The organism is Bradyrhizobium sp. UFLA06-06, assembly GCF_054820065.1.
Window position 1 is genome coordinate 176,070 of sequence record NZ_JADFUD010000010.1, and the last position, 24,986, is coordinate 201,055.

Sequence of the window (24,986 nt, forward strand, 5' to 3'; positions counted from 1 at the left end):
AGTTCACAGATAGTGCTTGGCGACCAGCAGAAATCCGAGCACGCCGCAGGTCACGGCTAAAACCGTCACGCCGTTGCGGAAACTCACGTAAGCCGCCGACCAGTAAGAAACCGTCTGGGAGGGCGTCGCGACTTTTTTCGATTTCTGGGGCAAGCCAATTCGCTCCTGAAAAAGGCGCCGCCATCTGGTCAACACAGATGACGGCGCCCGTCTGAGGGCTTCAGGGCGAAACCCCGCTTCAGCGTAAGCCGCGATCATGAACGGTTCGTATACCGCCGGGTGTCGCAAGCTCGCATGTCAGCTGAAGCGTCGAGGTTCCCCAAGCATGATCCGGAAAAAGTGCGCAGCGGTTTTCCCTCGCGACAAACGCAACGCGTTTGCGCGGAGATCATGCTCAAACAAGAGGCTAAAGCGCGATGACGATTCGACCCAATCTCATCGCGCTTTAGAACGAAGCGTAGGCATTTCGAAACGCGATGGCGCCGGCCAGCGAGCGCGGCCGCGTGCGCACGGCATGCCCGTCGTTGCCGCTCTGCACGATCCACTGGCCGTTCTCCTGACCCACGATCTTGCCGACGTGGTGGCGCCAAACCACGATGGTGCCGACCGAAGGGCCGCCGGCATTGCTGCCGTAGCGCGCCCAGGATCGGGCCAGATTGAATTGCGGACCGGGATCGCTGCCGACCTGGGTGCGCATGAACCACCCGCACCACGCGGCTGGGCGACCGGAATGTGCATAGTGCCGGTGATGATGGTGACGGCCGCGGGCTTCGGCAGTTGAAGCGAACGCCAAAAGAACCGCCACAGCGGCTAGAAGTTTACGCATTACAAAGTCCTTCTTGCTGTTGGCAGACCATCCATGTTGTAGGGGGAAGCGCAGCGATGATCTGCGATTGGCTTGCGAAGCGACCGCATCGGTCAGGCGACGCAAAACGAAGGCGGGGCATGGCCCGCGCAGGCGTTTAAGAAACGGGCTATGGCCAAAATATGGCCGGCACGTCTCGTCCGGCGGCCGCGACGCTGCCGAAGACTTCAGGCGTGGTCCGCGCGATGGCCGGTAATTTGATCACCGCGGTTGGGCTGTCCGGACGAGGACGCGTTGCCGAGCCTCAGGTCCGCCAAGGATAAGCCGCCGATCATGAACCAGTGAGAGAGCTTCTTGGGAGGCGCCAGTCCGTATTCGCTTTCGCGTTGCTCAAGCTCCGCCGGACACGCTTCGCCCTTGCGGCCATCGCATGGCCGCGCCACGCGAAGCCCGCAAGGGCTAAGCGTGGTGCACCATTCAGAATACGATTGCGCACCTCTACCTAATTTAAATACCTATATAATTCTGCTGCGGACAAGGTCGAAACGTTCCGACCTATCGCTTCGTCTTGTGAAGGACCAATTTGCCCTGTGAAGCGACATCACCCCACCTGGCGGACCAATTGACTTCCGAGGCGGAAGGTCGCCCGGTGCCTTTCTGATCCCAGGCTCCCTGTAGCGCAAACAGGGCGCCTTGGGGATCGGCACATCGCAAGATCCAGCAACCGTCGGGCAACTCGATTGGACCTTGGAGGACCCGGCCCCCGCCAGCATCAACGCGCTTGGCAGCCGCGCCGATGTCGTCGACATTGAAGTAATAGAGCCAGCAGGGTTGCGATACGCTCGGAAGTTTGGTGAGCATTCCGCCGATCGTCTGGCCGGCCGTTGAGAACAATTCATACAGGTCGGCCGGCCCGGTTCCAGCGTGAGCCTTCTGCCAGCCAAAAAGCTCGCCGTAAAACGGGAAGATCTTGCTCCGGTCTTCAGCCAGCAACTCGTGCCAGCCCACGCGTCCAGGCTCGTCCAATCCGCTGGACTGCCGTTGGCCATATGTTAGCCCGGAAACCAGTGCAAACGTCGCTCCTTGCGGATCGGCGACCACCGAAATTCGGCCAATATTGCTGGCGGTCGGTGTTACCAGAATGGCGCCCCCACGACGGCGGATCTGCACGGCTTTCGCATCCACGTCATCCACGGCGACGTAGCCGACCCATCTCGGCCTCGCTCCCAATCGCAGCCCTTCTTCCGGGAGATGCATGAGCCCAACTGTCGGGGCGTCGCCTGCAGTAAGCAGCGTGTAGGCGAATTCCGGAGTCGACGCATCTTCCACCGCCCAGCCGATGACCTTGCCATAAAATGCGGCTGCTGCCGGCATGTTCGTCGTCAGCAACTCATACCAGGCGAAGCGTCCGAGTTGATCGACCAAGCTAATTTCCCCGTTCAAGCGGGCCGACGATTGCGCACTGCATCAAATTGCACCCGTTGCAATCCGCTCCACGGGCGCGGATTCTCGATTTAATCGACCAAATTGCGCGATATCGTTCATGAAGATGAATGCAATCAGAACGAGCTCTATTACATTTTGTGTATACCGTAATTCTTGTCTGCCTCGTTCGCTCGGCGTAAGATCGTGCTTCGGAAGTCCTTTCTTCCAAACTGGGAGGATGCGGCCATGCAGCGAGCGAAGCAAGCTTCGAGAAAGAAGCGAACGACCAACGCCGCGGTACCGGCGCTGGGATTAGCCGGTCTGACTTTTTCGCTTGCGGGCAGCGCCTATGCCTCCGCCGTGCCCACCGGCGACGTTCAACACAAGCCGAGCTTCGCGCCGGGCCATATGACGACGCTCAGTGAGGAAGAACTCGCCGACGTCAGTCTCGCCACCTTCCACCTCAATCTCATCGACGATGAAAGCGTCGGAGGCCGCGTGCTGCTCGCGCGGGGATGCGGTGGTTGCCGTGGCTGCGGAGGCGCCAGAGCTTGCGGAGGCTGCAGGGGTTGCGGAGGATGCAGGGCCTGCAGAGGCTGCCGCTGCGGTGTCGGTTGCGGTGGATGTGGCGGCTGCGGCGTTGGTTGGATCGGCGTAGGCGTTCCATTGGTCTCATGCGCAGGCTGCTGTGCATCCTGGGGCCGCTGCCGCTGGTGCTAGCGCTGGGCGTCGAGACGTCGCGATTTTATTGGCCGGGCGCCCGAACGACCCGGCCAAATTTTTGCTTCGTTATGCATTCGCCGCGCCTGGCTGATCAGCTTGCCGATGGTGGGCGAGTGTGATCCAAATTGCTCGCAGAATGCCAGTGGCCGAACGCGGCGCACAAGCCGCGCGATGCCAATGGTCGGCCGCGCGCCGGCGATCGGAAGTGACAGCAACAGGATCAGCGTGCCGCCCCGATGACAGTCAATGGCAAGAGCCGCACCGCGAAGCAGAGCCGCAAGGGCATTTTGCGATTCGCGCCGAACTTCACCGCCTATGTGATTCCTCCCGATGTGGTCTGCCTCTATTCCGAGAACCGCAAATTCTTCCTGCACGGTGATCTCTATTGTGCGGTGGCCGCGGCGATCGGCAAGAATGGTAAGGCTGCAGCAGAGATCGTTCGCCAGCTCTCAAAGAGTTTTCCCGCCGACAAGATCGAGGAAGCGATCAGGCGGCTGCTAGAGCGCCGATATGTCGTAAGCGGAGCGCCGCACGCGTTCGCAGGCGCCGTCGATGGATATTGGGCGAGTCTCGGCCTCCCCCCCGAGGTCGCAAAACAGAATCTCCGCGATTGCCCCGTGCGGGTCGAAGCGATCGATGTCAAAGGCGCCAACGAACTTGCCGCGGCCTTGAGCAAGCTCGGTGTTCGGATCACCAAGCGGTCGCCCAAGCTCACGATCACACTGGCGAACGACTATCTTGACCGGCGGCTCGTCGAATTGAACGGAAAGCGCTTTGGCGATGGGACGCCCTGGCTGCTGGCGCAGCCGTCCGGCGTGTTTCCGCTGGTGGGACCCGTGTTCAAGCCGGGCGAGAGCGCCTGCTGGACTTGCCTGTTCGATCGCATGATACGCAATCGGGAGATCAAGGGATTTCTCGATCGCAGAGCGGCGCAGGTGGTCGCCGTATCGCCCCTGGTCGGCGACGCCGTCGGACAGATCGGCATCCACTTCGCTGCTGTTGAAATCGCAAAAGCGATTGCCTCGGGATTTCGTACCGATCTGCGCGATCACATCGCAAGCTTCGACCTGACCGGTGCCGTCATTGCCAAGCATTACGTCGCGCGACGCCCGCAGTGTCCTACCTGTGGCAGCAGGAAGCTGCAGAGTCCGCGCCGGGCGGCAGCGCCGATCGAGATCGCGGAGGGCGGAAAGCTCGTCATGACCAGCGGCGGTTACCGCGCCGTGACGTCGCGAGCCACCGTAGCACGGTTCCGCAAGCACGTCAGTCCGCTGACCGGCGTCGTCTCACGGCTCGAGCGGATCGAGGCCGATCTGCCGATGAACACGAATTTTTTCGCCTACCACAATTTCTCGGCGCCGGCCTGGAACGTCGACCAACTCAGATCCGGATTAAGCGGCGGCAGCTTCGGCAAGGGCTCCACAGCCGAGCAGGGCGAGGCAAGCGCGTTGATGGAGGCGATCGAGCGCTATTCGGGTATTTTCCAGGGGGACGAGATCAGGACGAAGCGCCGCTTTGTCGATTTCGCTCCCGGCGACGCTCTTCTTCCCAACGAAGTACAGCTTTTCAGCGACGCGCAGTTTCAAAGCAGACATACCTCGCAGCCGGACGATTCACATCTGGTGCCTGAGCCGCTCGATCCCTCGACCAAGACGGAGTGGTCGCCGGTCTGGTCGTTACGCGACAAGCGTTTCAAACATCTTCCAACGGGCCTCTTGTACTTCTTCTATGGCGGCTTCCACACGGATTCCAACGGATGCGCGGCCGGCAACACCCGGGAGGAAGCCATCGTTCAAGGCTTCCTCGAGCTGGTCGAACGCGACGCCTACGCGATCTGGTGGTACAATCGGCTGCACCGTGCAGAAGTCGACCTCGCGCAATTCGAAGATCCCTATGTGCGGGATCTGCAAGCCCAGCTTGCCGATGCGGGGCGCAGGCTTTGGGTGCTCGACGTCACCAGCGATCTCGGCATTCCCTCTTACGTGGCGATCATCCATTGGACGCAGAACGGGCACGAAAATATCGAATTCGGTTCCGGCTCGCATTTCGATCGCCGCATAGCCCTGCTGCGTTCCCTCACCGAGCTGACCCAGTTCATGTCGATTGGCATGATGGGCGGCGGAAGTGGCGAGAAGCCGACGCTGGACGGTGTCACGCCGCTGCGACTGGACGATTATCCGTTCCTGATCCCCAGCGACAATCCGATCGTGCCGTCGGCGCCGAGCCTCAAGGTTCACGACAACGCGCGCGACCAGGTCAATGCCTGCATCGAGATTGCCACCGGCGCGGGATTTGATTTCCTCGTGCTCGACCAGACGCGGCCCGATGTCCAGGTGCCCGTCGTCAGAGTGCTCGTTCCGGGGTTGCGACATTTCTATCGCCGCTTCGCGCCCGGCCGACTTTACGATGTTCCGATGAAGCTCGGGTTGCTGAATCGTCCGCGACTGGAAAGCGAGCTCACGCCATTCCTTCCACACACCTGAAGGCTGGCTCGTTGCGCAACTTCCGGAAAACGAAGCTCAGGAAGATCGCACCCGTCATCGTCGCCCGATTGAACGGTCGTTGCTCCCTTCACATGCAGGCGGACGGAAGCATCGCTGCAGGCTTGGGCGGTTACTCGATCAATCTGGGACAATTCAGTGCGGCAGCGGTCGACCGTGCGGGACATCTTACCAGCGGCCTGCCGCTCGCCTCCTTTGCGGGTAAAGGCGTCCTCGCGAGGCAGGTTCATGCCCTCGTGCGGCGACTGGCAGGGCATGGATTTCTCGAATACCGCTTATACTCTCCGCGTGACGAGCAAGACCTCGTGGTCATCGAGCCGCAGGTCGCCGAATACTGGCCACAACGCGCAAAGCTGGGGAACGGTGATACCATTGTGTTGTCGCGCTTCGCCTATCTGCGCCGGCGCGGCAGCGAGATGGTGCTGGAATCACCGCGCGCCGGCGTGCTGTTTCGGATTTTCGATCCCGCCATCGCTGCCACCCTCGCTGCCCTGTCGCGGCCTCAGAAGATCAGCAAGCTTCGCCGCCATGCGGCCTCCGCGAACCTCGATCTGCTCGGATTGCTGACCGACAGCAAGATGCTGATCAAGCTCAATGCGAAAGACGGCGACGGCCTTCGGGTGAATGAAGGCGACGGCAATCTCGTTCTCTGGGACTTCCACGATCTCGTGTTTCATACGCGGAGCACGGAGGGCCGGCACACCAATCCAGTTGGCGGCGCGTTCACCCATGCGGGCGTCGTTCCACCGCTACCCGCGGTGCGTCCGCCTTGGCCCGGCAAGAAGATCGACCTCGGCAAATTCTCCACGTCGGGGTCGGTCTCGCACTTCGCGAAGCTGTTGCGCGAACGCCATTCAATACGAGATTTCGACGACCAGCATCCGGTCACGCTCGCCGAGCTCGCGCAGTTTCTCGACACGACAGCCCGCGTGCTGTCGGAATGGAAGATCGGCGCAGATTTTGACGGCGATCCCGAGGTCACCTACAGCGCAAGACCCTATCCGTCGGCAGGCGGCGCGTACGAGCTGGAACTATACTTGGCGGTCTTGAACTGCGGGGGGCTTGCACGTGGACTTTACCACTATGACGCCGGCAGCCACGCGCTTGTCGCGATCGACACCTCCGCCCAACAACTCCAAGAGCTTTCTACGGCGGCCGAGTTTGCCATGGACGCATCCGGTCCACCGCAGGTCTTGATCACGATCGCCGCGCGCTTTGGGCGGATCTCCTGGAAATACAGCTCAATCGCATATTCGCTGATCCTGAAGGACGTCGGCAACCTGATCCAGACATTCTATCTGACGGCGACCGACATGGGCCTTGGTGGCTGCGCAATCGGCACCTGCAACATCGATCTGTTTGCAAAAATGACGGGGCTTGAATTCCACGTGGAGAGCCCGGTCGGTCAATTCGCGCTCGGGCGCGGCAGGAAACCGGCCCCCTCTAGCTAGAGCGGAGGTCTTTCGAATGTTTACGGCCTGGATCGCACGCGAATGGCGCCCAGGGGCGGGATTCGGCTTCGCCCTTCGGGCTATGCCGGGACGAGCCTTCGTGCGGATGGCTTGTCGGCTACGGCTGCGCTGAATGGTGCCCCTGGCCGGAATCGAACCAGCACTCCTTGCGGAACTCGATTTTGAGTCGAGCGCGTCTACCAGTTCCGCCACAGGGGCATTCGCAATGGTCCCGGCCGGGAAGGCCGGGGTCGCGAAGCGCGGCGGACTATAGCGGGCGGCCCGTCACGGTCAACCCGCGCGGACCGGATGTCCCGCGCCCCGGCAGCGGAATTTCCGGGGGGTGTGATCCCAGGGACGACGCAACGCCGTCGCCGTCCGTATGGCGGTCACAGAAGAGTTTGCCCGGCGGCGGCCGTCTGCCACCGTGCCCATGCCCGGCCGCGGCTGCGGCAACGTACTCCGGGACGGAGGCGCGAATTCGTTCGTCGATCTCGATGACGCACATGACGCAGGCTGCTCAATCCGGGTCTTTTCTTTTCCGATGAGTTGCAGGCGGCGATGACCCAGTGGCGCCTGCGCGTTCCGACGCATCATCGACTGAACGCGATTTGACCGCGGCGGACGGCGGCCGTCACGGTCAACCCGCGCGGATGTGATTGTCCCGCGCCTCGACAGCGGTATTTTCACGCGATACGACCGCAATCGACGACCTTGGAGCAGGGCCCATGACCCTCCCGAACGATGCTCGCAGGAGGACCGACGTGACGATTGCCACCGCCCATCCGTCGCATGCTTCCGCCGCCGGCAATCCGGCGCTGACCTCGGCCCTGGCGATTGCCGTGATCGCGGCGGCGACGCTGGCCGGCGCCTGGTTCTTCCAGCTCGTGCTGGAGATCATGCCCTGTCCGCTCTGCCTCGAGCAGCGCTATGCCTATTACCTCGCGGTGCCGCTCGGCGCCCTGGTTGCGCTCGCGGCCGCCCGCGGCGCGCCGCGTCCGGTGCTGCTCGCGGGCCTTATGATCCTCGGCCTCGCCGCGCTCGCCAATGCCGGGCTCGGCACCTATCACGCCGGCGTCGAATGGGGGTTCTGGCCGGGACCGACCGATTGCACCGGCCCGATGGTGGATTTCGGCAAGGCCGGCTCGCTGCTGGACCAGCTCGACAAGGTGAAGGTGGTCCGCTGCGACGAAGTGCAGTGGCGCTTCCTCGGCATTTCGCTGGCCGGTTACAACGTGCTGATCTCGCTCGTGATGGCCGCGATCGCCGGTTGGGGCGTGATGCGAGCCGCGCGGGCATAAGCCCGTAGGGTGGGTAGAGCGAAGCGAAACCCACCATCCTTGCTGCGGAACGAAGCCGATGGGTTTCGCTGCGCTCTACCCATCCTACGCTTCCACGGATAAAGCCCGCCCGTCTCTCGATCCGTCATGCTGAGGAGGCTGCGAAGCAGCCGTCTCGAAGCATGCACGGGCACTGACCGGGCCGTTCATCCTTCGAGACGCGCGGAGCCTGTCATCGGGCCGCGCTTCGCGCGGACCCGGTGGCGCTCCTCAGGATGACGGGACAAAGAGGGCCTAATCGTCGACGTCGTCCTGCGGGCGGCCGAACAGATGGATGATGCCCGGCGTCGAGATGGTGACGAACAGGAAGCGCGACAGATGATGCGCGCCGACGAAGATCGGGTCGATGTGCAGCGTCAGCGCCAGCGCCAGCATCGCATCCATCGCGCCCGGCGCGAAGGCGACCACGACGTCGGCGAGCCGCACATGGGTGGTGAAGCCGATCACCGCGACGAACACCGCCGAGATCAGGATGGCAATCGCAAACGAGCCGAGCCCGGCGTTGACGTGACTGAGCAGGGTCGAGGTTTTCATCCGCGCGAAGCGGGTGCCGATGATGGCGCCGATGCCGACCAGCGCGATGTTGCGCAGCCAGGGCGGCAGGCCGCCATCGACCAGCCCGGAGCCGTGCAGCAGGCTGGAGGCGAGCATCGCTCCGAACATCCAGCTGGCGGGGAATTTGATCCAGCGCAGCAGCAGCGAGACCCCGATCGATAAGCCGACCAGCGCGACGAGGCCGAACGGCGAGGCGACCGAGGTCGGCAACGGCGGCGGCGCGGCATGCGTCACCCCGGTCAGCGCCAGCACCAGCGGCAGCGCCGCGGTCAAAATGATCACGCGCATGGTCTGCACCACCGCGATCGCCGCGACGTCGGCGCCCTTTTCCGCGGCGAGGATCGTGATCTGCGACAGCGCACCCGGGCTGCCGGCAAGGAAAGCCGAGGTCTGGTCCCAGCCATGAACGCGTTGCAGATAGAGGCTCGAGCCGAAGGTCGAGCAGAACGTCGCCAGCGCCAGCAGGCCGATGGTGAGCGGATAGGAGCTCATGTGCTGCAGCAATTGCTGCGACATCAGCGAGCCCAGGGAGATACCGAGCAGCAGCAGCACCGATTGCGTCAACACCGCCGGCACCGCGAGCGGCCGTCCGGCCAATGCGGCGATCGCGACCGCGACCATCGCCCCCGAGATCAGGCCGCCCGGCAGTTCTGCCCACAGAAACAGCAAGCCGCCGACGGTGCCGATGACGAGAGTCTCGAGCCCGTTCAGGACTTTGCTGCGGTCGGGAATGGCCGTTGCCATCGAAGCGCGGATCAGGGTCACGCCGCCTTATGGCAAATTCGCGTGAACGCGACAAATGCATCTCGCGATTGCAGCATTGCGCCCCGGCTCGCGTGGCGCACAGATTTTCACCCTTCGAAACAAGCTGGGGATGGCGATCAGTATCGCCACAAACTCGTCATGACCGGGTCAAAGCGCGAAGCGCGTCTTCGCGCAGGTCTCCTGGCCATCGACGTCATTCCCACGCGCAAGCCAACGCGTAGATGCCCGGCACGAGGCCGGGCATGACGGGTTCGCCGAGGGATCGAGCGCATGTGCGATTGCCCTCCCCGATGGGGAGAGCGAATCGCATCAAACCTGTCCGGGCGTTACTTCGTCGCCGCGGGCGCAGCGGCGGCGCCGCCCGACTTCTCCTTCTTGCACTCGGAGCGGAATTTCTTGCGCTCCTTGCCGTGCAGCCCCTTGGCGTCGGCTTCCTTCGAGCATTCCAGCGACTGGGCGGTGCGCGGCTTCTTCTCGGCCGGCGCCTTGGTCTCGGCCTTCGGAGCGGCGTCCTTGGCGGCGGGCGCGGCCGTTTGCGCGAAAGCTCCGCCCATCAGCAGCAGGGAGGCAAGGGCGGTTGCGGACGCGAGCGTGGAAATCGTCTTCATGGGGCACCTCGTGAGGGAAAGAGGGTCGAAACGTCGCGCGACGATGCTGAACCGTCGATGAACATGCAGTGGTCCCGCCGCCACAATATTTTAACGCGCAGGCGCGCTGGCGCGTTGTCGCAAGTCGGGGTTGCGCTAGGATAATGGTCTTACGCCAATGCCCCCCACGGGAAACCAACGGGAAACCAGGGATGACGGGAGACCAGGGATGACCATTCAAACCAGATTGTTGTGCGTGATTGCGATGTCGGGCTTTGCAGCCTTTGCGGCGAGCGCGCCGGCGCAGGCCCTGACCGCGCAGGAATGCAGCGCCAAGTACCAGGCGGCCAAGTCGGCCGGCACCCTCGGCGGCCAGAAGTGGAATGATTTCCGCAAGGCGCAGTGCGGCGCCGACGCGACCCCGGCCGCGGCGCCCGCCGCTCCGCCGCCGGCAGCCGCCGCGCCCGCTCCGGCCGCGCCGAAGGAAGCCAAGCAGGCGCCCGCCGCGGCACCGGCGGCGCCGTCAGGACCGGCCGTGTTTCCGAATGCCATCGATCCCAAATACGCCAAGGAGTCCGAAGGCAAGGGACGCATGCACACCTGCGTCGACCAGTACAACGCCAACAAGGCCACCGGCGGCAATGGCGGCCTGAAGTGGATCCAGAAGGGCGGCGGCTATTACAGCGAATGCAACAAGCGCCTGAAGGGCGCCTGAGTCAGCCTCCGAGTTTGGCGAGCGGCCGGCGTAAGCCGGCCGCTTTCCGTTTCCACCGGCTCTATTGGCAGCTCTCTCTCTACGGGTTTTCCGTGAGCAGCTTGTCCGCCGACTGCGCCAGCAGTTGCGCGCGCTTGCGCGGGCCGCGCTCGAGGAACAGCAGGCTCTGGCCGAAGATGAAGCAGTAGAACAGGAAGGCCTGCGCATCGGCCTCTTCAGTCGGCAGCCCGGTGGCGCGATAGAGCTGGGCGACATTCTTCAGCCGCGCGGCATCGACGCTCGCGGCGGCGGCGGCCGCGGCCTCATCGGTGCGCGCCCATTGCCGGATCGCGAGCTCGACCGCCATCGCCTCGGTGTTCATGCGCTCCGAATACAGTGTGATGATCGCCTTCAGCCGCTCGCGCGCGCTGGCGCCGTCGAGCGCGGTGTGCTTCTCGATCGATGCGATGCGGCCGTCGCGCCAGCGCGTCAGCATGGCCTCGAGCAGCGCGGCGCGATCCCTGAAGCGACGGTAGAAGCCGCCCTTGGTGACGCCGAGATTCTTCGCCAGCACCTCGACCCGCACGCCGTCGACCCCGCTATGCGCGAGTTCGGCGAAACCGGCCGCGACCCAGACGTCGCCTTTGCTTTCAGTCATGTGATCTCCGCGTACCCCTCTGATACGGTACCGTATTGCTAGCCCGCTTCGTCCCTGATACGCTACCGTATCAAAGATCGAAGGAGGGATCCGATGGAGGGCGAGGCGACCTATCGCGGCACGGTCTATCCCTGGCATTGCGACCATATCGGCCACATGAACGTCATGTGGTATGTCGGCAAGTTCGACGAGGCGAGCTGGAACATGTTCGCGCGGCTCGGCCTGACGCCGAGCTATCTGCGCGAGTCCGGCCGCGGCATGGCCGCCGTGCAGCAGAACATCTCCTACAAGCGCGAGCTGCTCGCCGGCGACCTCGTCGAGGTCAAGAGCCGGCTGGTCGAGTTCCGCGACAAGTCGATCCGTATCCTGCACGAGATGCGCAACGCGGAGACCGGCGAAATCGCCGCGACCTGCGAGATCGCGGCCGTGCATATCGATCGCGCCGCGCGCAAGGCGGCGCCGTTTGCGCCCGCGATCCGCTACGCCGCGATGCCGCATCTCGTCCCGTCAGAACCCGTGAGTGCGTGACCGCGATGTCCCGCTTCGAGCCGAAGAATCCCGACTATCGCGCGGTTGCGACCGATACGTTCGCGCGCCAGCGCGCGATGCAGACGCTTCGCATCTCGATCGCGCGCATGGAGCCCGGCGAAGTCGATCTCGCGATGCCCTACGCGCCGGAATTCTGCCAGCAGAACGGCTTCGTGCATGCCGGGATCATCACCGCGGGCCTCGACAATGCCTGCGGCATCGCCGCCTTCACGCTGATGCCCGAAGGCTCCGACATCCTCACCGTGGAGTTCAAGACCAATCTGCTGGCGCCGGCCCGCGGCGAGCGGTTCGTGTTCCGCGGCGTCGTGGTCAAGCCCGGCCGCACGCTGACGGTCTGCGACGGCCGCGCCTACGCGATCCAGGACGGCGTCGAGACGCTGGTCGCAACCATGAGCGGCACGCTTATGGCGCTGGCGCGGCGGGAAGGGTAGAAGGCTAACTCTGTGCGCGTTGCTTTCGCAGGGACGACGATTGTGGATGCAGGTCGCGCCACACACCCCGCGTCGTCCTGGCGAAGGCCAGGACCCATTACCCCGAATCTCAATTGTTGCGCTTGCTGGGGCCACTATCCCGCTCATCACCGAATGCGGTGGTTATGGGTCCCTGCTTTCGCAGGGACGACAAGCGGGATGACGGTCTGAGAAGGTGTGACGGATTTGAGAGCGGCGGCGCCTAAGATCTGCGCATGCAAGACCCGCGCATTGACAAGCCATCGCCACAACGACCTGATAGGCGGATGCGTCGCGTGAGCTTCCTGCCATGATCGCTAGCCTCAGCCTGATCCTGCTCTGCCAGCTGGTCGGCGAGGTCGCCGTGCGCGCGCTGGCGGTGCCGGTGCCGGGTCCGGTGGTCGGCCTCGTGCTGCTGCTGTTGCTGCTGCTGGCGCGCGACCGCTTTCCGGCGCTGGCGCGCGGGCCGCTCGGCGATGACGGCGTCGAGAGCGCGAGCCGCGGCATGCTCGCCAATCTCTCGCTGCTGTTCATTCCGGCCGGCGTCGGCGTGGTGCAGAAGCTCGATCTGCTCGCCGAGCACGGCATCGCGGTCCTGGTGATCCTCGCGGTTTCGGTCATCGTCACACTGCTGGCGACGGTTGCGACCTTCGTTGCGGCGAGCAGTTTGTTTTCGCGCGAGGAGGAGCGGCCGTGAGCGACAATCCGTTCTCGCTCTGGGTCTACCTCTCGCAGTCGCCGCTGCTCTGGCTGACGGTGACGCTGTTGACCTATGCGGTGGCCGACGCGGTGTCGCTGAAGACGAGGCGGCACCCGCTTGCCAATCCCGTGCTGCATTCGGTGTGGATCATCGGCGTGTTCCTGCTGCTAACCGGGACCACCTACACCACCTATTTTGCCGGCGCGCAGTTCGTGCACTTCCTGCTCGGGCCGGCGACGGTGGCGCTCGCGGTGCCGCTCTACGAGAACCGCAGGCGGGTCGCGGCGGCGATCCTGCCGATGCTGGTTGCGCTCGCGATCGGCTCGCTGACGGCGATCGTCTCGGTGGTGCTGCTGGCGCAGGCGTTCGGCCTGCCGCGCGACGTCATCCTGTCGCTGGCGCCGAAATCGGTCACCGCCGGCGTTGCGATGGGCATCAGCGAATCGCTGCATGCCGATCCCTCGCTGACCGCGGTGTCGGTGATCCTCACCGGCATCATGGGGGCGATCATCGTCACGCCCCTGATGAACTTCACCGGCATCACCGACTTTCGCGCCCGCGGCTTTGCTGCGGGCATCGCCGCCCATGGCATCGGCACCGCGCGCGCCTTCCAGGTCGACGAGGTCGCCGGCGTCTTCGCCGGGATCGCGATGAGTCTGAATGCGCTGGTCACCTCGCTGCTGGTGCCGCTGGCTGTGACATATCTGCTGCGCTAATCCCGGCTGCAGGGCAGTTTTGTGCTATTGGTATGGCATTGAGCAGCAAATTCTTCTAGGGTCGCCGCCTCAAACGCGAGTCTGTTCCCCTTGGTCTTCTCCGCAACTCAAAGCATGCTTGGGCTGGCATCGGGCATGCTGGTCGGCTTTTCGCTGGGCCTGGTCGGCGGCGGCGGCTCGATCCTTGCCGTGCCGCTGATGGTCTATGTGGTCGGCGTGCCGGAGCCGCATGTCGCGATCGGCACGTCGGCGATCGCGGTCGCTGCCAACGCCGCGGTCAATCTCTCCAACCACGCCCGCGGCGGCACCGTGATCTGGTCCTGCGCGCTGGTGTTCGCGCTGTCGGGCATGCTGGGCGCGTTCGGCGGCTCCATCCTCGGCAAGATGCTGGAGGGGCAGAAGCTGCTCGCGCTGTTCTCGCTGGTGATGCTGGTCATCGCGGGCCTGATGCTGAAGAGCCGCGCGCGGGTCGGGCTGACCGACGTCAAGATCTCGATGTCCAACATGCCCGCGATCATCGGCCTCGGGCTTGCCACCGGAACCATGTCCGGCTTCTTCGGCATCGGCGGCGGCTTCCTGATCGTGCCAGCCCTGATGCTGGCGACCGGGATGCCGATCATGAACGCGGTGAGTTCCTCGCTGGTGGCCGTCACCGCCTTCGGCATGACCACGGCCCTGAGCTATGCGTGGTCCGGGCTGGTGTCGTGGGGCCTGGCGGGGCTATTCGTCGCCGGCGGCATCGCGGGCGGCCTGCTCGGCACAAGCAGCGCCCGCCACCTGTCGGAACGGCGCGGCGCGCTGAATATCGTGTTTGCGACTGTGATTATCGTGGTGGCGATCTATATGCTGCTGCGTAACATCAATGTGTCCTGAACGTAGAAGGGCGACGAGCCCTTGCGAAAGCCAGCCATGAACCAATTGACGAAATCGCCCTTGATCAACGCCGGTGCCACCCGCCGCGGCGCGCTCGGCCTGATCGGTGCCGGCATCGCACTCATGGCCGCGGGCACCGCGGGCGCCGAGGACGACAATGTCCTGACCGAGGAGCAGGTGCTGCGCGATCCGGATATTCCGGTGATCGGCAATCCGAAGGGCGACATCACCATCGTCGAATGGTTCGATTACAACTGCCCGTATTGCCGCAAGCTTGCGCCGGAACTGCGCCAGGTGGTGCAGGACGACGGCAAGGTCCGCCTCGTGCTGAAGGATTGGCCGATCCTCGGGCCGGTTTCCAAGGTCGCGGCGCGGATGGCGCTGGCGGCGAAGTACCAGGACAAGTTCGACGTCGCGCATGAGGCGATGATCTCGGTCAATTCGCGCATCACCGAGCCGCGCATCGCCGAATTGCTTTCGGGCGCCGGCCTCGACATGGACCGGCTGAAGAAGGATCACGACGCCAACGCCAAGACGATCGATGCGATCCTTTCGCGCAACAACGAGCAGGCGCTGGCGTTCGGCTTCAACGGCACGCCGTCATTCATCGTCGGCAAGTATCGCGTGCCGGGCGTGCTCAGCATGGATCAGTTTGAGCAGGTGATCGCCGACGCCCGCAAGGCCAATATGGGCCGCAAGACCGAGCAGAATTGATCGCGCTTCCTGCGACGAAAATGGCCTCTCCGGCGTCGGAGAGGCCATCTGCTTTTGTGTCGGTTTGAAAGCCATCGTTACTTCGCCGCGATCTTGTCCCACTGCTCGCGGGTGCGCGTCTTCAGCAGGTTCCAGTCATGCGCTGCGACGTCCCAATTGACGATGGTGCGCGTATCCTGCGCCACCTCGCCATTGGCGACGCTCGACGTCCGCATCGAGTCATAGACATAAACGCCGCATATCAGCAGCAGCGCGCCCAAAATCATGCCGAAAAAGGTCCGCATCGCTCAATCCCTCCGGTGTCGGAAGCATAACGTCGTCGGGCTCGGTGTGGTTCCGGCGATCGATCAGCTGCGCACGAACGCCCGCATCACGTAATCGATGAACACGCGCACGCGTGGCGAGAGCTGGCGGTTGCGCGGATAGAGCAGGTTTACCGGCACCGATGGCGGCGGACATTGCTGCAGCACCGCGACCAGCGTTCCGTTGGCAAGATCGATTTCGGCGTGGAAGCGGGGCACCTGCACGAGGCCGAGACCGAGTTTGGCGCTCGCGAGATAACTCTCGGGGCCGGTCACCGACATCGGCGCCGGCAGCGGAAATTGTTTCAGCACGCCGTCGATCACGAACTCCATCGGCCGCAGGCGTCCGGTCGTCAGCGAGCGGATGCCGATCATGCGATGGCCGTCGAGTGCGAACGGGTCGACCGGTGTGCCGACGCGCGCAAGGTAATCCGGCGTCGCGCAAGTCAGCCGCTCCAGCATCGTGACCTGCCGCGCGATCATGTCGCTGTCGGGCAGCTTGCCGAAACGCAGCACGCAGTCGACCCCTTCGCGGATCAGATCGACCCAGCGGTCGCTCTCGCTCATGTTGATCTCGATGTCGGGATATTCGGCGAGGAAGCCCGGCAGGTTCGGCAGCAGGAAGTGCCGCGCCAGCGTGCCCTGCACCTCGAGCCGCAGCAGTCCCTTCGGCCGCGCGCCGCCGAACGCGCCCTCGGCGTCCTCGAGATCCGCGATCAGCGACAGGCAGCGGCGGTAGTGCGCCTCGCCGTCGAGCGTCGGGCGCACCGTGCGCGTGGTCCGCTCGAGCAGCCGCACGCCGAGCCGCGCTTCCAGGCCCTTCACCGCGTCCGTTACCGTCGAGCGCGGCAGCCCCAGATCGTCGGCGGCGAGCGAAAAGCTGCGCCGCTCGACCACCCGGGTGAACACGCGCATCGCGTCGAAACGGTCCATCTATTATCCGGAAATAACGAATAGTGATGCCGGAAGGTGCATGATTATCCGGTGAATGCCAAGGCGTAGCGTCCTCCCATCGAACGCGGCGCGGCCGCACAACCCGATGGGAGACTAAAATGACCAACCAAACCAACAAGGTAGCCTTGGTGACGGGTGCCTCGCGCGGGATCGGCGCGGCGGTTGCCGAACGCCTCGCCGGGGACGGCTTCACCGTCGTCATCAACTACTCCGGCGACGCCAAGCCGGCGCAGGTGGTGGCCGACAGGATCGAGGCCGCCGGCGGCCGGGCACTGACCGCGAAGGCCGATGTCAGCGATGCCAGCGCGGTGCGCGGCATGTTCGACGCGGCGGAAGCCGCCTTCGGTGGCGTCGACGTGCTGGTCAACAATGCCGGCATCATGAAACTCGGCAAGATCGCCGACAGCGACGATGCCGCGTTCGACCAGCAGGTCGCGGTCAATTTGAAGGGCAGCTTCAACACCATGCGCGAGGCGGCGCGCCGGCTGCGCAACGGCGGACGCATCGTCAACTTCTCGACCAGCGTCGTCGGCACCAGGCTCGAGACCTACGGCATCTATGTCGCGACCAAGGCCGCGATCGAGTCGTTGACCGCGATCCTGTCCAAGGAGTTGCGCGGCCGCGGCATCACCGTGAATGCGGTCGCGCCCGGGCCGACCGCGACCGATCTGTTCCTGCACGGCAAGTCGGACGAGCTGATCGACCGCTTCGCCAAAATGGTCCCGCTGGAGCGGCTCGGCACGCCCGATGACATCGCCTCTGTCGTGTCGTTCCTCGCCGGCCCCGACGGCTCCTGGATCAACGGCCAGACGCTGCGCGCCAATGGCGGCCTGGTCTGACGTCTTCACATCTCCAACCCAACGCGCATTCAACCGACTTCACAAGGATATTTGTCATGAAACAGGTCATCGTCATCACCGGCGCTTCGAGCGGCTTCGGCCGCCTCACCGCCAACGCGCTCGCCAAGGCCGGCCACACCGTCTACGCCTCGATGCGCCACACCACCGGCCGCAACGCCGCCGCGGTCGCCGATATCGAGGAGTTCGCGCGCGACAACAAGGTCGACCTGCGCTCGCTCGAGCTCGATGTCGGCTCGCAGGCGTCGGTCGATACGGCGATTGCGCAGATCGTCGCCGAGGAAGGCCGCCTCGACGTCGTGATGCACAATGCCGGCCACATGGTGTTCGGTCCGGCGGAGGCGTTCACGCCCGAGCAGCTTGCCGAGCTCTACGACGTCAACGTGCTATCGACCCAGCGCGTCAATCGCGCGGCGCTGCCGCAGCTGCGCAAGCAGGGCAGGGGGCTCGTGGTCTGGGTGTCGAGCAGCTCTTCGGCCGGCGGCACGCCGCCCTATCTCGCGCCATATTTCGCGGCCAAGGCCGGCATGGACGCGATGGCCGTTATCTATGCCCGCGAGCTGTCGCGCTGGGGCATCGAGACCTCGATCATCGTGCCCGGCGCCTTCACCGGCGGCACCAACCACTTTGCGCATTCCGGCCGTCCCGCCGACGAAGCGCGCGTCGCCGAATATGAGGCCGGTCCCTATGCCGGTTTCGGCAAGGAGATCATGGAGGCGTTCGCAGCGATCGTGCCCGAGGATGCCGACGCCTCGTCGGTCGCAGACGCTATCGTGAAGGTGGTCGACACGCCGTTCGGCAAGCGGCCGTTCCGCGTCCACATCGATCCGACCCAGGACGGCGCCGAAGTCGCATTCGGCGTGATCGACCGCGTCCGCAACGAGATGCTGCACCGGGTCGGCTTCTCCGACCTGCTCAAGCCGCGAGTGAACGGGTAGTCTGGCAGGCGTTACATTCGCGACAGGGCTGCACGCGCCGTCCATCACCGTCATCCTGAGGTGCGAGCGGAGCGAGCCTCGAAGGATGCACGGCCCCGATGCAACGGCGTGGCCGCAGCCGGGCCCGTCGACCCTTCGAGACGCGCTTCGCGCTCCTCCAGCGACAAAGGCAAAGCCTTTGCGCGGGGGTGACGGGAATAGAGCTACGCAACGCAGCTACAAGCCGGCGGCGCATCAGACGCCGTCGGCCCGCTCACCATTCAGCCACTGCAAGATCTCCGCGTTGATCTCGCGCGGATAGGTGTGGCTGAGATCGTCGATCTCGCGATAGGTCACCTTGGCGCCGGCGGCCGCTAGCAGGCCTTGCGTCTGCCGCGCGGTCTGCACGGGAAACATCCAGTCGAGCCGGCCGTGGGTGATGAAGATCGGAAAGCCGCGCAGCCGCTCCGCGTCGGCCATCTCCGCCATCAGCGGATGGAAAGTCGCCGCAACCGGCGCCAGATGCGTGAAGCGCGAGGCGCCGTCGAGCCCGCTCACATAGCTGAAGGTGCCGCCGTCGCTCATGCCGGTCAGGAGTAGGCGCGTCTCGTCGATCTTCCAGCGCGCCTGCACGTGCTCGAGGATGCGGTTGAGGTTCGGCGTGTCGGTGTCCTCGCCCATCAGCGCCCAGGTCTGGCCGGTCGCGGTCGGCGCCAGCAGGATGGCGCCGCGGCTGCGCGCATCGCGCAGCCAGCTCCACAGGAAGCCGCGGCCGTTGCCGCTGCCGCCATGCAGCGCCATCACCAGCGGCCAGGCGCGATCGGGCGTGTAATATTCCGGCACGTACATCGAGAAGCCGCCGCGGCTGCCCGGCTCGTTGCGCTCGTGGAAGATGCCGGTGTCGGCGTTGGGCTTGGCCGCGAGCTTCGCCTGCAGCTCGGTATTCTCGCGCAGATCGGGCGCGATGAAGAAACCGCTGACCGGCGGCAGCTCGGTCAAGGGATAGAGCGCCTCCTGCGCCCGCGGCAGATAGCGCAGCGCGCGGAACACGCTGACCAGGTCGCCTTCGCCGTGCTGCACGGCGCGCAGGCCCGCATAGCCTGACAGCGCCGGTTCGATCGCGGCTTCCAGCGCGGTCTTGATGTGCGCGAATTTCTCCGGCCAATCGGCAAGCCGCGGCCGCACCGCCTGCAAGGCCTCCTCGGGCTCGCCCGCGATCTGCATCACGCGATCGAAGTCCGGCGGGTTGAGGTTGCGGGCGACGAAGGACAGCGACTCCAGCGTCTGCAGCAGCGGCGGCAGCACGGCCACGATGTCGTCAACCACCGCCTCGCTCATCGCTGCTGCCTCTTCCATTTTTTATTAGTGCAGCCGCGGCGCCTTCAACAGCTTTATGCGGTCGATCGAGGTCAGCGTGACGTCGAAGGTGACGCCCTCGTGATAGATGGTCAGCGGCACGTCGACGCCGGCCGCGCCGAGCGACCAGAGCTTGCGGTAGAAGCCGGCCTGGCTCGTCACCTTGTCGCCGTCGACCGCGAGGATCACGTCGCCGGTCTTCAGTTCGGCGCGCGCCGCCGGTCCCTTGCTGGCGACGCCGACCACCACGAGGCGGTTGTCGATCTCGGTCGTGAACATGCCGAGCCACGGCCGCGCCGGCTTGTCGACCCGGCCGAACTTGCGCAAATCGTCCAGCACCGGATTGAGCAGATCGATCGGCACGATCATGTTGACATGCTCGGCGTGGCCCGAGCGCTCGCGTTCGAGCTGCAGCGAGCCGATGCCGATCAGCTCGCCGGCATTGTTGATCAGCCCGGTGCCGCCCCAGTTCGGATGCGACGGAGAGGTGAAGATCGCCTCGTCGAGCAGATACTCCCAGTAGCCGGCGAATTCCTGCTTCGCCGCGATCTGGCTTGCGACCGAGCGCGTGCGGCCGCCGGCGCCGCCGAGCACCACATTGTCGCCGACCTGCGTCGCCGCGGACGAGCCGATCCGCAGCGGTGCGAGATCGAGCCGGCCGAGCGCCTGCACCAGGCCGAAGCCGGATTCGAAATCGAAGCCGAGCGCGTGGCCCTCGACCGCGCGGCCGTCGCCGAGATGCAGCCACACCGTGGCGGCTTCAGTGATCAGATAGCCGATCGTCAGCACCAGCCCGTCGTCGATCAGGACGCCATTGCCGGCGCGCTCGGTGCCGAGCGTCTCGGCGCTGAAAGCATCCGGCGGAATGATCGAGTGCAGCCCGACCACACTCATCAGCGCGCGATCGAGATCGTAGCGGTAATCTTCGGGGCGAGGCTGAAAGGCCGCGGGCACTTTCCATTCGGTCGTGGAGGGCATCAAGGGATCTCCTGGCGTGCAGGGCGCTGGAACCTCAAGGTAGACCGAGGTTCTGCCGGCAGGGAAGATGGAATGATATACCTTGCAGGGCCGCCTGCACAGCTCATGTGGCGTGCAGACCTGCCCCTCGCAAGATAATTGAACCTATTCGGTTTTTGCCGCACGCGCCGGCATGATGCGGAAGGCACGGTTGTCCTTGATCCACGCGGCGCGCTCGTCGCGCAGCATGGTGCGGCGAACCTTTCCGGAATCGTCGCGCGGCGCGGTGCCGACGCGCTCGAAACTTTCCGGATGCTTGTAGCGGCTGAGCCGGTCCTTCAGGAAATCGCCCATGCCGTCGGCGATCGCTTGTGCATCGGCGCTGTCGGCGAGCTCGAGGATCGCATGCACGCGCTGGCCGAATTCCGGATCGGGCAGTCCGACCACGACGCAGGAGCGCACCTCGGGATGCTCGCTGACAGCGGCCTCGACCTCGGCCGGATAGATGTTGGCGCCGCCGCGCAGCACCATGTCGGCGAGCCGGTCGCCGAGATAGAGATAGCCTTCTTCATCGAGCCGGCCGATATCGCCGAGCGATTCCCAGCCATCCGGCCGCCGCTTCGGTGTTGCGCCGAGATAGTGATAGGTCGAGCCGGCGCCGTCATTGGGCAGGAAATAGATTTCGCCGGTCTCGCCGGGCGCGACGTCGTTGCCGTCCTCGCCGATGATGCGCAGCTTTGCGGTCTCGCCGATCTTGCCGACCGAGCCCTTGTGCGCCATCCATTCGGTGCCCGAGATCACGCAGGCGCCCTGCCGCTCGGTGCCGCCATAGAGCTCCCAGATCCGCTCCGGGCCGAGCCATTCGATCCATTTCTCCTTCAGCCAGGGTGGCATCGGAGCTGCCATGTGAAACACGATCTTCAGGCTGGAGACGTCGTAGCGGCTGCGCACCTCCTCTGGCAGCGCCCAGATCCGGTGCATCATTGTCGGCACGAAATTCACCCACTGCACGCGCTCGCGCTCGATCAGCCGCAGCGTCTCCTCGGCGTCGAACTTCACCATGCCGGTGACCCTTCCGCCCCCGAACAGCGCAAAGTGCGAGAGGATGAATGGCGCATTGTGATAGAGCGGCCCTGGATTGAGCAGCGAGGTGTCGCGCGCAATGCCAAGCGTCGCCTCGGCCGTGGTCTCGATCACCGCGGGGTTGTGATCGAGGATCACCTTCGGCCGTCCGGTCGAGCCGCCGCTCGTCATCGCCTTCCAGTAGCGCGCGACCGGCGAATCGAGCGGCTCCCCGGAGAATCCATCCGGCACGAAATTCACCGGCAGCGAATTCGGCGCATTCCAGTCGGCCTCGCCGCCGACCACCAGCGACGGTTTCAGAATCTCGAGCACCGCGGCGGCCTCGCCGCGCGGCAGCCGCCATGACAGCGAGGTCGGCGTCGCGCCGCACTTCCACACCGCGAAAGTCGTCTCGAAGAACGCGTTGCTGTTGGGCAGCCCGATCGCGACGAAGTCGCCGGGCTTGACGCCCTTGGCGACGAAGGCGCGCGCCCGTGCATTGGCGCGGCGCTCGAGCTCGAGCCAGGTCAACGCATCCGCGCCATGACTGATGGCGATCGCATCCGTGGGCTTGCGTTCGGCATACCAGCGCGGCACGTCGGCGAGGGGGATCAGCATGGGTCGTTTCCGTCGGAAAAGGCGGCTTGAAGCGCTCTTGTTGCAGGGATGTGGTCAACGCCACGGCCGCCACTTCACCAAGAGTGCAGTCTCCGTGTCAAGCCGGTGGCTGCCGACGCGGCCGGTATCCCGCTGACGGAATTGTAGAATCCCTGTTCGCTAAAAGCCCCGTCAAGATTCCGGTAAAGTTCAAGCGATCGCGCTAAGCCGGGCTTTACGGGGGGCCGGCATTGTGGCCGTTGCGGTTCTGTGCCGGACGCGTCGATCGACGTGCGCGGTGTGCAATGTCTTTCAATGACCAATGGCTTCAAGGACGGCGACGATGGCGAGCAATGGAGCACGGATCAAGGTCAGTCGCGAGCCGCGGCGCCAACTCAACAATCGTGCGGCCTGGATCACGGTCGACGACGGCGTGACCGAGAGCGAATGCACCGTGGTCGACATCTCGCCCGGCGGCGCCAAGATCACCACCGAGGTCGACTTCGAGGTGAAGGACCGCCTCGCGCTGACGCTGCTCGCCGATCATGCCAAGCGCTACCCTTGCGAGGTGGTCTGGTGTCGCGGCAAAACCTACGGGCTCAAATTCGTGACCGCCGAAGTCGAGCCGGTTGAACCGGCCGCGGAGCCGGCCGGCGCGACCTAGCGCGGCGTTTCGTCAATCAATGTTCGAATGGACGTTCGGCGCAGACCATCGCCGATCGCATCGGCCGCGCGTTCAATTGCGCACGCCGGGACTTCTAACGCAGGCGTGACTCACGTCATCGCCGCTGCGGGTTGTCGGCATTGCCGGTGGTGCCGGTCGGGCCTCCTGGAAGCGCCGGTGCGGCGCTGCCGCCGCCGGTGCCGGAAGACGGTGCGACGCGCTGGCCGGACTGGGTCGGGAGCGCAGTGCCGCCGACGCCGTTCGACGGTGCGGCGCGGTCGCCTGGCCTGGGCGGCAGCGGGGTGCCGCCCGTGTTCTGCGCGAGAAGCTGGGCCGGTGCGAGGATGAGGCCGGCGGCGATGATGATGGCGAATTTGGTCTTGAGCATGCGCAGGTCCGAGATGGCGCGGTGAGGCTGGGGCATACGCACAGCCGCGACGGAGACGAGATATCCGCCAAGCCCGCGAGATTGCGATACCAACATAACGTCAGCCGCATTTGATGCGTTCCCGAGCGCCTCGCCAGGACGAAGCAAATATCCGTGTAATGAACGGTCTCCACCGATCGCGGCGACGCCTCGCCGGTCGTTGCGGATCTTTCGACATGAAGTTTGGGCATTCATGTCGCGAGAATGCGGATGTGTGACTCACGGACCGCGCAACAAATTTGGTGTCGTCCTGGCGAAGGCCAGGACCCATTACCCCAAATCTCAATTGTTGCGCGACGCTGGGGCCACGATCCCGTTCATGATCAACTGCGGTGGTTATAGGTCCTGGCTTTCACCAGGACGACGATCGTGTGTGTGGCATCCGCACCGTCATCGCCCGGCTCGCCGCCTCCGCATGCGCGGGTGACGACACCGCGCTGTTTGACATCTTGAATTGCAACCCATCCTCACCGTCGTCCTGGCGAAAGCCAGGACCCATTACCCCAAATCTCAATTGTTGCGCGACGCTGGAGCCGCGATCCCGTTCATCATCAAATGCGGTGGTTATGGGTCCTGGCTTTCGCCAGGACGACGAACGGATAGTGCCGTGTGCACGCAAACACAGTCGAACGCGGCAATGACGACTGGTTGGCCGGGCGCCGTCGTCCTAGCGTTCCGTCAGCTTCAGCTCGATGCGGCGGTTGCGCTTGTAGGCGTCTTCGGTCTGTGCGGTGTCGAGCGGTTGGAATTCGGCGAAGCCTGCGGCGACCAGACGCTGCGCCGGCACGCCGAGCGAGACCAGGTACTGCACCACCGAGATCGCGCGCGCCGAGGACAATTCCCAGTTCGACTTGAACAGCGGGCTGTTGATCGGCCGCACGTCGGTGTGGCCGTCGACGCGCAGCACCCAGGCGATCTCGGGCGGGATCTGCTTGTCGAGATCGATCAGCGCGCTCGCGACCGTTTCGAGCTCGGTCTTGCCCTCGGGCAGCAGCGTCGCCTGGCCGGTATCGAAGAACACTTCCGACTGGAACACGAAGCGGTCGCCGACGACGCGGATGTCGGGACGGTTGCCGAGGATCGCACGCAGCCGGCCGAAGAATTCCGAGCGGTATTTCGACAGTTCCTGTACCCGCTGCGCCAGCGCGACATTGAGGCGCTGGCCGAGATCGGCGATGCGGTTCTGCGATTCCTTGTCGCGTTTCTCGGAGGCGTCGAGCGCCTCTTCGAGCGCGGCGAGCTGGCGGCGCAGGGCGCTGATCTGCTGGTTCAGCAGCTCGATCTGCGCCAGTGCGCGCGACGATACGGCCTTCTCGGACTCCAGCGCCTTGTTGAGCTCGTTGGCGCGGCCCTGCGCGTCGCTGCCGGAACTCGCGAGCCCCTCATAG

26 protein-coding genes and 1 tRNA gene are annotated in these 24,986 nt (G+C 64.8%); 13 read left to right on the forward strand and 14 right to left on the reverse strand.

The genetic code is table 11. The features are described 5' to 3' along the window. Window positions 1-3: 3 nt before the first annotated feature. From IF803_RS11830 to IF803_RS11840, 3 genes are all read right to left on the reverse strand, one after another. Complete coding sequence (locus IF803_RS11830; protein ID WP_461192252.1) at window positions 4-258, reverse strand: hypothetical protein; 255 nt, start codon at window positions 256-258, stop codon at window positions 4-6. 187 nt (window positions 259-445) lie between these two features. Further along, on the reverse strand, window positions 446-697 hold the full coding sequence (locus IF803_RS11835; RefSeq protein WP_028342576.1) for a C40 family peptidase: 252 nt from the start codon (window positions 695-697) through the stop codon (window positions 446-448). Window positions 698-1,360: 663 nt separating this feature from the next. Further along, window positions 1,361-2,230, reverse strand: a complete 870-nt coding sequence (locus IF803_RS11840; protein ID WP_461192253.1) for a VOC family protein — start codon at window positions 2,228-2,230, stop codon at window positions 1,361-1,363. Between the two features lie 959 nt (window positions 2,231-3,189). Between IF803_RS11840 and IF803_RS11845 the strand changes: the two genes are divergently transcribed. After that, window positions 3,190-5,436 carry a TOMM precursor leader peptide-binding protein gene (locus IF803_RS11845; protein ID WP_461192254.1) on the forward strand — a complete coding sequence of 749 codons (2,247 nt, stop codon included), beginning with the start codon at window positions 3,190-3,192 and terminating at the stop codon, window positions 5,434-5,436. A gap of 92 nt (window positions 5,437-5,528) precedes the next feature. Further along, complete coding sequence (locus IF803_RS11850; RefSeq protein ID WP_461192269.1) at window positions 5,529-6,905, forward strand: SagB/ThcOx family dehydrogenase; 1,377 nt, start codon at window positions 5,529-5,531, stop codon at window positions 6,903-6,905. A gap of 134 nt (window positions 6,906-7,039) precedes the next feature. Here the strand turns inward: IF803_RS11850 and IF803_RS11855 are convergent. Then, window positions 7,040-7,124, reverse strand: a tRNA-Leu gene (locus IF803_RS11855). A 509-nt stretch (window positions 7,125-7,633) separates the two neighbouring features. Here IF803_RS11855 and IF803_RS11860 point away from each other — a divergent pair. Then, window positions 7,634-8,206, forward strand: a complete 573-nt coding sequence (locus IF803_RS11860) for a disulfide bond formation protein B (protein WP_461192255.1) — start codon at window positions 7,634-7,636, stop codon at window positions 8,204-8,206. A 273-nt stretch (window positions 8,207-8,479) separates the two neighbouring features. Here IF803_RS11860 and IF803_RS11865 read toward each other — a convergent pair whose 3' ends face one another. Together IF803_RS11865 and IF803_RS11870 are read right to left on the reverse strand one after the other, a co-directional pair. Beyond that, window positions 8,480-9,565, reverse strand: a complete 1,086-nt coding sequence (locus tag IF803_RS11865) for an AbrB family transcriptional regulator (protein WP_085970728.1) — start codon at window positions 9,563-9,565, stop codon at window positions 8,480-8,482. Window positions 9,566-9,891: 326 nt separating this feature from the next. Further along, window positions 9,892-10,173 (reverse strand): PsiF family protein, encoded by a 282-nt coding sequence (locus tag IF803_RS11870; RefSeq protein ID WP_028342570.1) that lies wholly within the window; start codon window positions 10,171-10,173, stop codon window positions 9,892-9,894. A gap of 208 nt (window positions 10,174-10,381) precedes the next feature. On the opposite strand from IF803_RS11870, the gene IF803_RS11875 reads away from it, so the two are divergent. Further along, a complete protein-coding gene (locus IF803_RS11875; protein ID WP_461192256.1) occupies window positions 10,382-10,867 on the forward strand; it encodes a hypothetical protein in 486 nt (161 codons plus the stop codon). Window positions 10,868-10,946: 79 nt separating this feature from the next. On the opposite strand, the gene IF803_RS11880 is transcribed toward IF803_RS11875, so the two are convergent. After that, window positions 10,947-11,504 carry a TetR/AcrR family transcriptional regulator gene (locus tag IF803_RS11880; protein WP_028342569.1) on the reverse strand — a complete coding sequence of 186 codons (558 nt, stop codon included), beginning with the start codon at window positions 11,502-11,504 and terminating at the stop codon, window positions 10,947-10,949. Window positions 11,505-11,597: 93 nt separating this feature from the next. Between IF803_RS11880 and IF803_RS11885 the strand changes: the two genes are divergently transcribed. From IF803_RS11885 to IF803_RS11910, 6 genes are all read left to right on the forward strand, one after another. Beyond that, a complete protein-coding gene (locus IF803_RS11885; protein WP_018269668.1) occupies window positions 11,598-12,032 on the forward strand; it encodes an acyl-CoA thioesterase in 435 nt (144 codons plus the stop codon). Window positions 12,033-12,037: 5 nt separating this feature from the next. Next, complete coding sequence (locus IF803_RS11890) at window positions 12,038-12,484, forward strand: PaaI family thioesterase (protein ID WP_461192270.1); 447 nt, start codon at window positions 12,038-12,040, stop codon at window positions 12,482-12,484. A 328-nt stretch (window positions 12,485-12,812) separates the two neighbouring features. Then, window positions 12,813-13,199, forward strand: a complete 387-nt coding sequence (locus IF803_RS11895) for a CidA/LrgA family protein (protein WP_137476834.1) — start codon at window positions 12,813-12,815, stop codon at window positions 13,197-13,199. After that, window positions 13,196-13,918, forward strand: a complete 723-nt coding sequence (locus IF803_RS11900) for an LrgB family protein (RefSeq protein WP_069275888.1) — start codon at window positions 13,196-13,198, stop codon at window positions 13,916-13,918. Before IF803_RS11895 ends, IF803_RS11900 begins: the two co-directional genes overlap by 4 nt. 135 nt (window positions 13,919-14,053) lie before the next feature. Beyond that, entirely contained in the window at window positions 14,054-14,791 is a 738-nt protein-coding gene (locus tag IF803_RS11905) for a sulfite exporter TauE/SafE family protein (protein ID WP_461192271.1), read from the forward strand. Window positions 14,792-14,827: 36 nt separating this feature from the next. Further along, a complete protein-coding gene (locus IF803_RS11910) occupies window positions 14,828-15,505 on the forward strand; it encodes a DsbA family protein (RefSeq protein WP_461192257.1) in 678 nt (225 codons plus the stop codon). Between the two features lie 77 nt (window positions 15,506-15,582). Here the strand turns inward: IF803_RS11910 and IF803_RS11915 are convergent, their stop codons facing one another. Continuing rightward, window positions 15,583-15,789, reverse strand: a complete 207-nt coding sequence (locus IF803_RS11915) for a hypothetical protein (RefSeq protein ID WP_016841536.1) — start codon at window positions 15,787-15,789, stop codon at window positions 15,583-15,585. 63 nt (window positions 15,790-15,852) lie between these two features. After that, window positions 15,853-16,740 carry a LysR family transcriptional regulator gene (locus IF803_RS11920; RefSeq protein WP_461192258.1) on the reverse strand — a complete coding sequence of 296 codons (888 nt, stop codon included), beginning with the start codon at window positions 16,738-16,740 and terminating at the stop codon, window positions 15,853-15,855. A 119-nt stretch (window positions 16,741-16,859) separates the two neighbouring features. Between IF803_RS11920 and IF803_RS11925 the strand changes: the two genes are divergently transcribed. Together IF803_RS11925 and IF803_RS11930 are read left to right on the forward strand one after the other, a co-directional pair. Further along, window positions 16,860-17,600: an SDR family oxidoreductase gene (locus tag IF803_RS11925; RefSeq protein WP_461192259.1), complete on the forward strand. Its 741-nt coding sequence runs from the start codon at window positions 16,860-16,862 to the stop codon at window positions 17,598-17,600. Between the two features lie 56 nt (window positions 17,601-17,656). Continuing rightward, complete coding sequence (locus IF803_RS11930) at window positions 17,657-18,556, forward strand: SDR family oxidoreductase (RefSeq protein ID WP_461192260.1); 900 nt, start codon at window positions 17,657-17,659, stop codon at window positions 18,554-18,556. 234 nt (window positions 18,557-18,790) lie between these two features. Here the strand turns inward: IF803_RS11930 and IF803_RS11935 are convergent, their stop codons facing one another. From IF803_RS11935 to IF803_RS11945, 3 genes are all read right to left on the reverse strand, one after another. Further along, the gene (locus tag IF803_RS11935; RefSeq protein WP_461192261.1) at window positions 18,791-19,873 is read right to left on the reverse strand and encodes a carboxylesterase family protein; all 1,083 of its coding nucleotides are present in this window, start codon (window positions 19,871-19,873) and stop codon (window positions 18,791-18,793) included. Between the two features lie 24 nt (window positions 19,874-19,897). Then, window positions 19,898-20,869: a S1C family serine protease gene (locus IF803_RS11940; protein ID WP_411779799.1), complete on the reverse strand. Its 972-nt coding sequence runs from the start codon at window positions 20,867-20,869 to the stop codon at window positions 19,898-19,900. A gap of 144 nt (window positions 20,870-21,013) precedes the next feature. Then, the gene (locus tag IF803_RS11945; protein WP_461192262.1) at window positions 21,014-22,528 is read right to left on the reverse strand and encodes an AMP-binding protein; all 1,515 of its coding nucleotides are present in this window, start codon (window positions 22,526-22,528) and stop codon (window positions 21,014-21,016) included. A gap of 322 nt (window positions 22,529-22,850) precedes the next feature. Between IF803_RS11945 and IF803_RS11950 the strand changes: the two genes are divergently transcribed. Continuing rightward, entirely contained in the window at window positions 22,851-23,171 is a 321-nt protein-coding gene (locus tag IF803_RS11950) for a PilZ domain-containing protein (RefSeq protein WP_461192263.1), read from the forward strand. Between the two features lie 115 nt (window positions 23,172-23,286). On the opposite strand, the gene IF803_RS11955 is transcribed toward IF803_RS11950, so the two are convergent. Together IF803_RS11955 and IF803_RS11960 are read right to left on the reverse strand one after the other, a co-directional pair. Continuing rightward, complete coding sequence (locus IF803_RS11955; protein WP_155258634.1) at window positions 23,287-23,559, reverse strand: hypothetical protein; 273 nt, start codon at window positions 23,557-23,559, stop codon at window positions 23,287-23,289. Window positions 23,560-24,265: 706 nt separating this feature from the next. Next, window positions 24,266-24,986, reverse strand: a 721-nt coding sequence (locus tag IF803_RS11960; protein ID WP_461192264.1) for a peptidoglycan -binding protein, incomplete at its 5' end; no start/stop codon positions are given.

Bases quoted from the DNA above. Each gene is read 5' to 3' on its own strand.
- IF803_RS11830 (WP_461192252.1), bottom strand. From the start codon at position 258: ATGATCGCGGCTTACGCTGAAGCGGGGTTTCGCCCTGAAGCCCTCAGA.
- IF803_RS11835 (WP_028342576.1), bottom strand. From the start codon at position 697: ATGCGCACCCAGGTCGGCAGCGATCCCGGTCCGCAATTCAATCTGGCC.
- IF803_RS11845 (WP_461192254.1), top strand. From the start codon at position 3,190: ATGACAGTCAATGGCAAGAGCCGCACCGCGAAGCAGAGCCGCAAGGGC.
- IF803_RS11850 (WP_461192269.1), top strand. From the start codon at position 5,529: ATGCAGGCGGACGGAAGCATCGCTGCAGGCTTGGGCGGTTACTCGATC.
- IF803_RS11860 (WP_461192255.1), top strand. From the start codon at position 7,634: ATGACCCTCCCGAACGATGCTCGCAGGAGGACCGACGTGACGATTGCC.
- IF803_RS11870 (WP_028342570.1), bottom strand. From the start codon at position 10,173: ATGAAGACGATTTCCACGCTCGCGTCCGCAACCGCCCTTGCCTCCCTG.
- IF803_RS11875 (WP_461192256.1), top strand. From the start codon at position 10,382: ATGACCATTCAAACCAGATTGTTGTGCGTGATTGCGATGTCGGGCTTT.
- IF803_RS11880 (WP_028342569.1), bottom strand. From the start codon at position 11,504: ATGACTGAAAGCAAAGGCGACGTCTGGGTCGCGGCCGGTTTCGCCGAA.
- IF803_RS11885 (WP_018269668.1), top strand. From the start codon at position 11,598: ATGGAGGGCGAGGCGACCTATCGCGGCACGGTCTATCCCTGGCATTGC.
- IF803_RS11890 (WP_461192270.1), top strand. From the start codon at position 12,038: ATGTCCCGCTTCGAGCCGAAGAATCCCGACTATCGCGCGGTTGCGACC.
- IF803_RS11895 (WP_137476834.1), top strand. From the start codon at position 12,813: ATGATCGCTAGCCTCAGCCTGATCCTGCTCTGCCAGCTGGTCGGCGAG.
- IF803_RS11905 (WP_461192271.1), top strand. From the start codon at position 14,054: ATGCTGGTCGGCTTTTCGCTGGGCCTGGTCGGCGGCGGCGGCTCGATC.
- IF803_RS11910 (WP_461192257.1), top strand. From the start codon at position 14,828: ATGAACCAATTGACGAAATCGCCCTTGATCAACGCCGGTGCCACCCGC.
- IF803_RS11915 (WP_016841536.1), bottom strand. From the start codon at position 15,789: ATGCGGACCTTTTTCGGCATGATTTTGGGCGCGCTGCTGCTGATATGC.
- IF803_RS11920 (WP_461192258.1), bottom strand. From the start codon at position 16,740: ATGGACCGTTTCGACGCGATGCGCGTGTTCACCCGGGTGGTCGAGCGG.
- IF803_RS11925 (WP_461192259.1), top strand. From the start codon at position 16,860: ATGACCAACCAAACCAACAAGGTAGCCTTGGTGACGGGTGCCTCGCGC.
- IF803_RS11930 (WP_461192260.1), top strand. From the start codon at position 17,657: ATGAAACAGGTCATCGTCATCACCGGCGCTTCGAGCGGCTTCGGCCGC.
- IF803_RS11935 (WP_461192261.1), bottom strand. From the start codon at position 19,873: ATGAGCGAGGCGGTGGTTGACGACATCGTGGCCGTGCTGCCGCCGCTG.
- IF803_RS11940 (WP_411779799.1), bottom strand. From the start codon at position 20,869: ATGCCCTCCACGACCGAATGGAAAGTGCCCGCGGCCTTTCAGCCTCGC.
- IF803_RS11945 (WP_461192262.1), bottom strand. From the start codon at position 22,528: ATGCTGATCCCCCTCGCCGACGTGCCGCGCTGGTATGCCGAACGCAAG.
- IF803_RS11950 (WP_461192263.1), top strand. From the start codon at position 22,851: ATGGCGAGCAATGGAGCACGGATCAAGGTCAGTCGCGAGCCGCGGCGC.
- IF803_RS11955 (WP_155258634.1), bottom strand. From the start codon at position 23,559: ATGCTCAAGACCAAATTCGCCATCATCATCGCCGCCGGCCTCATCCTC.